Below are 7,900 nucleotides of genomic sequence, written 5' to 3' on the forward strand. Positions count from 1 at the left end.
TCTGACCACGAAAAGTGCCTTTGGCTTTTTTCTGCGACACAAATGAAAAGGGGCTTACCGTTGGTAGGCCCCTTTTCAGACTATTTATTGATGGATGCTGGGATCAGGCAGCCCTCTTACGCCGCCGCAGCGCCGCCAGTCCACCAAGACCTGCTAGCATCAGCCAGCCCGCGGCCGGAAGCGGGACCACCGTAGTGTCACCCTCAACAGAATACAACGTCATGTGCGACAAACCCGGCCCGGCATTGCCACCACCGGTTAGAATGCCGTCGGTATTCTAATCGCCGCCTAAACCCTCATTAGTGTCAAGCAAATAGGCAGAAAACGTTGGGCCACCCTTAAGAACGCCCATCACCGTCGTGAATCCGCCCCATGAATCGACCGACCAAGTACCCGAAGTTCCGCCATTGCCGTTAACGGTCAGAGCAACACCGTTGCCACTGTCGGAAGTATCCGGAGCGTCCACCTTCACAATTTCCATCCAGCCCGAGATGCCAAAAATTCCATTCAGATCCGTATTGCTGTCATTCCCGCTGAATGCACCTTCACACTGGGACGCGTCGACGCTTCCAATTGTGAAATCCGATACGGAACACGTTGTCCCGGCATTCGTCAGTGTCGCTGCCGAAACGCCACCTGCCATCATGAATGCGATACCGGCTGCCGCTGCTGTTGTAGTAAATTTCATTTTGTTTACACCTTTCTCGTTAGTGTTCGCCTCAAACTATCCATAATAACAAATAGCACATCATAGCCAAACTCATAATAAAATTTAGCGATGCCTCACAGAAACCTCGCCCGTTTACAATCTAGGGTTGTGCAAATCTCGTGATAGCACACTCCAAACAAGATGGATTATCGCCTTTAACAAAACACCTCGACCACTACACACGCCCCACAAGAGGTTGTGACCGGCAAGATCGACCTGATTCGAGCTTGCCTGGCCAATACGGGCTTTCAGTCCCGCAGGTGGCGCGCTCAGATTTTGAGGTCTTCCTTGCTCATACCTGCTTCGAGAGCATCGATAAACCATTTTGGTTTCCGCCCCATCCCGGTCCAGGTCAGGGTCGCATCTTCCGGGTGGCGATATTTCGGCAGGCGTTTCGCACTTCCCGTTTTTGAAGCCCCGACAACGTCATCAAGCGAGTAACCAAGTTCCTTGGCTTGCGCCTCAAGTTTGGCTCGGGCTTCGGAAAGATGGCGAGCTTCGTAGGTCTCAATCGCTTTTGCCACATCTTTCTTGAGCTTCTTAAGCTCTTCAAGACTCATCTGTTCCAAGTGCATATGGTATTTCCTGTTTCATGATTGAGAAATGCAACTATCAGCGAATGGCAAGAAAAGAAAACCCCTTTTATACACGAGGTATCGCGCGAGTGATCAGTTGGCTCGACAGCATTTCTTGTACTTGCGACCAGACCCACAGGGGCACGGCTCATTACGGCCAACCTTTTTACTTGATGCCTCATCCGGGCCAAGAGGAAAGTTTGCCGGTTGTGGCTTGTCCCAAGGCATATCCTCAAACAATGCCTCTGTCGGAAGACCCTTCGCAAAACGGTTCAGTTCCAGAACGCTTTCAGTGATCAGGTCTGGTGCATCGTTATCCCGGTCAATCCGGTCCTGCTTGGAATACTCAGATCGCGTTCGTGCAAACTTTGACAGGGCAAGGAGACTCATCATCGCTACATGCGCGTGTTCGTCGCCCTCACGGATCACACCTTTCCATGCGTCGGGGTAAAGCACGACCGCACGCATGAATCCCTCGATCCACATCTCCCAGAAAATTTCGCCAGTGCGTTCGTATTTGGTCAGCACAGGCGCGTACCACGCAGGAGGGCGCAGCATGTCAGCTACCTGATTGTAATGCGCCATGAGCAGATCGATCAGGCCCTGCATATCCTCCGCCGTATCAAACTCAGGTGGACCATCAGGCCCCCAGACCTCGTTCAGCCACTCGGTTGGTGAAATCAGCTCCGGGCAGACGACCAAGGCTGCGCAAAACCCGTCGAACTGGCCGAGAAGCATCGGGGCATTCTCTTCCGGCAAGGCCAGAAGCGCCGCGTCAAGCTCCTGTAGATGTTTGTCGCTGAACCAATCCAACGGCTTCCCCTATTCTTGGTTCCCGCGCCGGAAGTGTAAGCCCCATGTGTTTACCAGTCATCCACGCGGGCAAGGAGCTCACTCATAGCCCCGCCTGCGTTTGGCCGTCATCAGGTTGATCAGGGCATTGACTGCGTGGCCCTCGTCGGGATGGTGATCGACACGCAGTTTGCCTGGGCTGCCCAGCCGACCCCATTCCCGGATCAGGGATGCGCCCCCGAAAAGGTCGCGCTGTACCACCATCTTGTAGAAGCGCCGCATATTTTTCGTCGGGTCCTCCCGTCGAAGATGCATACGGTCGGGAAAGATCTCCGCTTGGGCCGAGCAAGAAGGGCTGAGGTTTGACATGATTCCACATTACGTATGCTCTACAACACGTATACCATATTTGGTGTACAGTAAGGAGAAAAGGTTTAAGTTTGATATCAACTCTGCCCCGCGCGATCATGTGCAAAACACACCGCCGCTTTCCGACAAGGTGATCAGAGGCGGGCGGTTCACTTAAATAATCCGGACCGGCTGGCAGTCCGCTGGCAGTCCTTGTGCTTTGCAGGGCTTCAGAGCGTCGGAATGGGGATCAAGCCCCCCTGCCCTTCTCAACATTCAGAAGGTACTCAAGGCCCTGCCAGAGGGTCATGTTGTGTGTCCGGCAGAAGTTGCGGAAGTCATCGGTGACGCGCTTTGGTCCAGGTATCGAGACCTTGTCCTGCGGCTCGGTACGTTTCGGCCCTGGTTTAAGGCGGTTTGAAGCCTCGCGACTGACAAAGCCCAGCTCCGTGCCGGCCTGAACGGCCTTCTCGACGTGCTCCGTCTCGATTTTCGGCCGCGGTTTAGACGGTGTCGTGGTCTTGGGAAGCTCGATGCCCCCGCCAAATCCGTATTTACTCATAATGTCCTCTCTTTCGTGAGGACCTGAATGACGGTCTGAGCATAGTCGCGGGCATTGTCGATAGCGCCTGCGACCTGCTTCAAAGCCTTGTCGGTCACGGATGCGGTCTTGTTCGCATGTTCGGCTGTGACGATGTCGGGTAGCTCCGCCAAAAGGACACCATCCCGGAAGATCCGCGTATACGGTGCCCGTTTTGCAATACGTACGGGCAATGTGGGGATGGCATTGATCTCCATCTCTTGGCGGACATCGCGCTCATCAGTTGTCTGGAAAGCGGCGTTGGTACGGGTGAATAGCAAAGCATAATTGATCGGCGTTCGGATCATGTTAGACGTAGTTTGTACAAGCCGCACGGCGGCCGCTGCCTGCCTTGCCTCCATCGGGGAGCCGTCAAGCGGAATGATACACAAATCGGTGCGGGACAGGGCAAAGGTGACGATCTGGTCCTTTGAGCCTTCCAGGTCGATGACCAGGTAATCGGCTTCATCGACAAGGCCGTCTATGAGCTCGACGGTCTCTTCGGCTTGAGGGCGGGCATGAACAGCAAAGGGCACTTCGCGCCCTTCCCCATTTCTGGCTTCGGCCCAGGCCAGGATGTTGGCGTTGGGATCCAGGTCCAGGATCGCAACGCGACCACCCGAAAGGGCGATCTGTTCAGCCAGGAGTATGGCGGAGGTGGTTTTCCCCGATCCGCCCTTCGGGTTGGCGAAAGTAATTACATACATGCCACCATGTAACATCAAAGTTATCATTAAAGTCAACACTAGAGATATCACTAACGCTGACATTAACTTTAACTCTAATGTTAACCCTAGAATTAGCAAAATGTTTATCGGCTGCACTTTCCGGCGTGCTGTAAAGCGCACGCACACTTCGTACCTCTGGCGATCCATGCGTAACCTTCGTCGCACAGTCTAGCTCGTCACCTATGCGAGCGTGACGGGGAGCCGGCAGTTTTGATCTCTAACGCAGGTAGGGCAGGGGGCTCACACAGATCGACGTTGTGCTATCGGGTATCGACTATCTTTCCCGATTTCTTCTTACAGAACCCAAGGAACGCGGCATCTATGCTGCGAGGTGGTTCGCTCTGCCCCCCTGCAAAACCCCTCCATTCCTGATAGAGTGCATAGATATCAAAGCCCGGCGCCGCCCGGCGTGCTTTCTCAACTAGGGCAGGGGAGGGGGTTGATGGCAATCCGAGCGCCATCTCTATCTGACCTTTACTGAAACCGGGACGCTTTGCCTTGAACACCACGTTCTCGTTGCGCAGCTCGATATCGTAGTCTGGAATGTGATCATCCAGGGCGATCTGCTTGAGGAAGAATTTGAATTTTTTGTCAGGCGAGTTGCTGCCAACCTTCTTCTTCAGCTTTGCAAGACCGATGGTGAAAGGGGTTCCCCTGTCCCCAACATGCTTACGTGCCAGCTCGTAGATACGCCGCTCAAGCGGTCGGCGGAGGCGGAAATACTGTGGGTTGATCGTCAGGACTTCCATTCCCTGGACTGCCCGGAAGGTCCAGTCGGAAACCTTGATGCGTACGCGCGCCATCCGACCAAAAGGGCCGTCTTCGCCAACCTCGTCCCGCCGCACGATCTCGTACTCGTCGATGAGACCAAAGCCACGGATCTGGGTGTGCTCGCCGGTCTTAATGTTGGTCTTGATCGTCGTGCCTCGAAGGCGGTCCAGGGCATCCTCAAAGCGACGGTAGCTTTCCTGGTTGGTTCGCCAGTTCGTGCTGATCATCACTTCATGCGCCGTCAGATCCACCCACGGCGAGATCTCTTCACCGGAGTTCAGGCTATGGACCAGCTTGCTGATGCAGTAGAGCAGGATGTCCTTGTCCATGATCGTGGCCAGGCCCTTGCCGCTTGGCACCACGATGACACGTTTTCCATCGTGCTGATATTCGAGCTCTCTCATGTCGGGCTTCACGGACAAGGAAAAAACCGGATGCTCCATGCTCGCCATATCATCCTTAGGCGCGGCGTCAGAGACGTCAAGAATGAAAAAGTCCCGGTTTGGATGACGATCTGGCAGCATATTTCCCATGAGAGCACTCTAACAGGATTCGTCGAATCAGGAACCATTTTCGTCGATCTAGGAACCAGAAGGGAATCCTTTGCCCTGTGGATAAGTAATCAGGAGGATTCGCCCCTCTGGGAACCGATCTTCGCCCCTCTGGGAACCAGAACTTCGCCCCTCCAGGAACCAAGATTCGCCCCTCTGGGAACCGAAAACCAAACCAAACAACCGTTTTACTATTCAATATCAGTACCTTACTAGACACTGCAAAACGCTGTAACACTATAACCCTTAAATTAACTAAAATAACACAGAGGTGTTAATCCTCACGTTTCATCACCATCAACGATGCTGAAGCACGCGCAGGGCAAGGAGGCGCCACCAAACTCCCGCAGCCGTACTGTTGGCCCGAACTGCTGCAACTGACCAAAGTAGACTGAGGAGACGCATCCGTGGAACTTCATAGGGCAGGACGCATGCAAGGCTATGCTCAAGGTTCTAATGGATGCGTTCGAGAAAAGAACGTGAGCGTGGGAGCTCACGGACGCCCACGGCGCGCATACCATTTCCGGCAGAACCCAACGAAAGCGGCGTCCGCATCACGAGGCGGCTCGCTCATCCACCCGCGCCATTCCTGTTCGAGCGCATACACATCCCAACCAGGAGCGGCTTCTTTTGCCTTCGTATGAGCATTTGGTCCCAGTCGTACATAGGGCAGGGGATCGCTATCAACCACTTGAGCTGGGAGAAGCATGCCCCGATTGGTAAAGGTCACGTTGTCTTTCTCTTCGTCGAACCTGACATTGTAGTCAGGCAGATGATCATGCTCGACCAGATGCCGAATTGCCCGTCTGAACTCCTTCAGGGGAGACTTCGAACCCGACTTTTTCAGAAGCGTATCGAGACCAATCGTCCAACTAGTCTGGCGGCCACAATGCTTCCGTGCAATCTCATAAACCCGTCTCTCAATCGGCTTGCGCAGGCGAAAATAATCGCGATGAAGCGTCAGCACCTCCTGCGCCTTGATCGCGTTGAAAACCCACTTGGATAGCTCAATCTCGCACCAAAGCAGGCGACCATCTATGCCATGCTTGCGACGAACAGAAGCCGCGTCGATCAGCCCGAAAGTGTCATACTGCTCTTCATCACCCGTACGGATATTAGTGCTGATCCGCGTCCCCGACAAACGGTCAATCGCTTCCAAAAGAGCGGCGTAGTCTTTGCCTGCCGTCCCCCGGTTAGAGAAGATCAGCAGCTCACGGGAATTAATACGCACACGCGGTGCAACGATCTCTCCTTCGCGTAACTTATGCATGATCTGCGAAATGCAGTAGATGAGAATGTCTTTGTCATAAATAGTTGCCAAGCCCTTGTAACTCGGCTTGATTTCAACCCAGTTCCCATTGTGGTCGTACCGCCTCACCGACATCTCGGGCTTTTTCGACAGGGAGTAGAAGGGATGCTCCATCAGGACCATCATGTCTTTCAGTACCGCATCAGCCACATCACAGATGAACAAGTCATGCTGCGGATGCCGATCCGGGAGAAGGGGTCGCGTTGTGTTCGGGGTTTCACACACCATAGTCTCACATTCGGGGTTTCACACACCCTCGTCAATAGGATTCGGGGTTTTACCCACCAAAGTTCGGGGTTTCACACACCCAGATTCGGGGTTTCACACACTGCACACTGAAAAAGACCATGTTTTATTATTATATTTCAGTATCTTATACACTGCCACGAATACCGTAACACAGAGTCTAACACATATATAACACTACCAAACCTGTGGATAACTCATCAGGTTAGCTGAAGATCAGCAATATCTAACCTAAAGTGGTGGTGGGTGAAATCTTGATCCTTGCTCATCAGACTTAAGCTAATCGGAGAATGGGCCACGACCTGCATAGCGCAGCCGCCCGAGAAAGCTGTCCAGTTCTTCGTTGAAAACGGCCTTGATCCTGCTGCGGATGTTGGCCTGAAGCCGACCTCGCTTACAATCGCAGCCGGGTGTACCCATCAGGTCGCACGTCGATGACCTTTGCAGACTTACCTCTGATCCTGGGGCGTATCTTCGCCTGACAGCCGCAGGAGGGGATCTTCTGCGCCTTTTTCGAGGATTGACTTAAGCGTAAGGGCGGGGGATCTTAACGGCGTTGTTGCGCAATTCAGGCCTGAGACGTGACTTCCCCTTACCCCACTGACGTCAGGCGACGCGGACGATCTCGGCGGTGCCGAGGGCCGAGAAGCGGTTCATGAGGGCGATGCGGATGTGGATTTCGGCGGTCTGGCGGTCGGGGTCTCTTGCGGCGATGCGCTCCCCGAAGGCCTTGAGGCAGCGCATCTTCGCCTCGATCCGGCTTCGGGCATGGTATCCGGTCCAGCGTTTCCAGAACGCCCTTCCATAGTATAGGGTGGCGCGCAGGGTTTCGTTTCGGGCGCGTGCCGCCGGGCAGTCATCCTTCCAGAGCCGGCCGTTCTTGCGGATCGGGATGATTGGGATGGCCTGCCGGTCGATGATGGCCTTGTGGCACCGGCGCGTGTCGTAGGCGCCGTCGGCGGTCACGGTGCCGATCGGCTCGTCTGGCGGGAGTTGGCCGAGCAATTCCGGCAGTACCGGACTGTCGCCTTTGCTGCTTGGGGTGAATTCGACGCCACGGATGTCGGACGTGGCCGGGTCCATGGCCAGATGCACCTTGCGCCATTGGCGGCGGCCCTGCACCCCGTGCTTGCGCGCCTGCCATTCGCCATCGCCGAGGAACTTGATCCCGGTGCTGTCCACGAGCAGGTTCAACGGCCCGACCGCACGGCGATAGGTAAGCATTCGCCGAAGGCCGTTTGAACTTAACGGTTCTTCTTCTCGTCAGCCAAGATGCGTTCGATGACGTCAG

Annotated in this window: 9 protein-coding genes and 1 pseudogene; all 10 read right to left on the reverse strand. The window is 54.7% G+C overall.

Annotation, left to right across the window (positions count from 1 at the left end; translation table 11 throughout):
• Positions 1–103: 103 nt before the first annotated feature.
• A complete protein-coding gene (locus ACROSR_RS19580) occupies positions 104–223 on the reverse strand; it encodes a VPLPA-CTERM sorting domain-containing protein (protein WP_432687571.1) in 120 nt (39 codons plus the stop codon).
• 54 nt (positions 224–277) lie between these two features.
• The gene (locus ACROSR_RS19585) at positions 278–688 is read right to left on the reverse strand and encodes a hypothetical protein (RefSeq protein ID WP_432687572.1); all 411 of its coding nucleotides are present in this window, start codon (positions 686–688) and stop codon (positions 278–280) included.
• A gap of 290 nt (positions 689–978) precedes the next feature.
• Positions 979–1,269, reverse strand: coding sequence for an H-NS histone family protein (locus ACROSR_RS19590; RefSeq protein ID WP_432687573.1), 291 nt, complete (start codon positions 1,267–1,269; stop codon positions 979–981).
• A 108-nt stretch (positions 1,270–1,377) separates the two neighbouring features.
• Positions 1,378–2,097: a UPF0149 family protein gene (locus ACROSR_RS19595; protein WP_432687574.1), complete on the reverse strand. Its 720-nt coding sequence runs from the start codon at positions 2,095–2,097 to the stop codon at positions 1,378–1,380.
• Positions 2,098–2,175: 78 nt separating this feature from the next.
• On the reverse strand, positions 2,176–2,445 hold the full coding sequence (locus tag ACROSR_RS19600) for a WGR domain-containing protein (protein WP_432687575.1): 270 nt from the start codon (positions 2,443–2,445) through the stop codon (positions 2,176–2,178).
• 229 nt (positions 2,446–2,674) lie between these two features.
• Positions 2,675–2,986 carry a hypothetical protein gene (locus ACROSR_RS19605; RefSeq protein ID WP_432687576.1) on the reverse strand — a complete coding sequence of 104 codons (312 nt, stop codon included), beginning with the start codon at positions 2,984–2,986 and terminating at the stop codon, positions 2,675–2,677.
• Positions 2,983–3,726 carry an AAA family ATPase gene (locus tag ACROSR_RS19610; RefSeq protein ID WP_432687577.1) on the reverse strand — a complete coding sequence of 248 codons (744 nt, stop codon included), beginning with the start codon at positions 3,724–3,726 and terminating at the stop codon, positions 2,983–2,985. The genes ACROSR_RS19605 and ACROSR_RS19610 overlap by 4 nt, the downstream gene beginning before the upstream one ends.
• A gap of 266 nt (positions 3,727–3,992) precedes the next feature.
• On the reverse strand, positions 3,993–5,036 hold the full coding sequence (locus ACROSR_RS19615; protein WP_432687578.1) for a replication initiator protein A: 1,044 nt from the start codon (positions 5,034–5,036) through the stop codon (positions 3,993–3,995).
• Positions 5,037–5,547: 511 nt separating this feature from the next.
• Positions 5,548–6,591, reverse strand: coding sequence for a replication initiator protein A (locus ACROSR_RS19620; RefSeq protein WP_432687579.1), 1,044 nt, complete (start codon positions 6,589–6,591; stop codon positions 5,548–5,550).
• A gap of 624 nt (positions 6,592–7,215) precedes the next feature.
• Positions 7,216–7,830: pseudogene (locus ACROSR_RS19625) on the reverse strand (IS5 family transposase); the annotation flags it as partial.
• Positions 7,831–7,900: the final 70 nt, after the last annotated feature.

It is taken from the genome of Roseovarius tibetensis (assembly GCF_050896375.1).
Classification (GTDB): domain Bacteria; phylum Pseudomonadota; class Alphaproteobacteria; order Rhodobacterales; family Rhodobacteraceae; genus Roseovarius; species Roseovarius tibetensis.

Coding starts and splice junctions, on each gene's coding strand:
- ACROSR_RS19615 (WP_432687578.1), bottom strand. CDS start 5,036: ATGGGAAATATGCTGCCAGATCGTCATCCAAACCGGGACTTTTTCATT.
- ACROSR_RS19600 (WP_432687575.1), bottom strand. CDS start 2,445: ATGTCAAACCTCAGCCCTTCTTGCTCGGCCCAAGCGGAGATCTTTCCC.
- ACROSR_RS19610 (WP_432687577.1), bottom strand. CDS start 3,726: ATGTTACATGGTGGCATGTATGTAATTACTTTCGCCAACCCGAAGGGC.
- ACROSR_RS19580 (WP_432687571.1), bottom strand. CDS start 223: ATGACGTTGTATTCTGTTGAGGGTGACACTACGGTGGTCCCGCTTCCG.
- ACROSR_RS19585 (WP_432687572.1), bottom strand. CDS start 688: ATGAAATTTACTACAACAGCAGCGGCAGCCGGTATCGCATTCATGATG.
- ACROSR_RS19605 (WP_432687576.1), bottom strand. CDS start 2,986: ATGAGTAAATACGGATTTGGCGGGGGCATCGAGCTTCCCAAGACCACG.
- ACROSR_RS19620 (WP_432687579.1), bottom strand. CDS start 6,591: ATGGTGTGTGAAACCCCGAACACAACGCGACCCCTTCTCCCGGATCGG.
- ACROSR_RS19590 (WP_432687573.1), bottom strand. CDS start 1,269: ATGAGTCTTGAAGAGCTTAAGAAGCTCAAGAAAGATGTGGCAAAAGCG.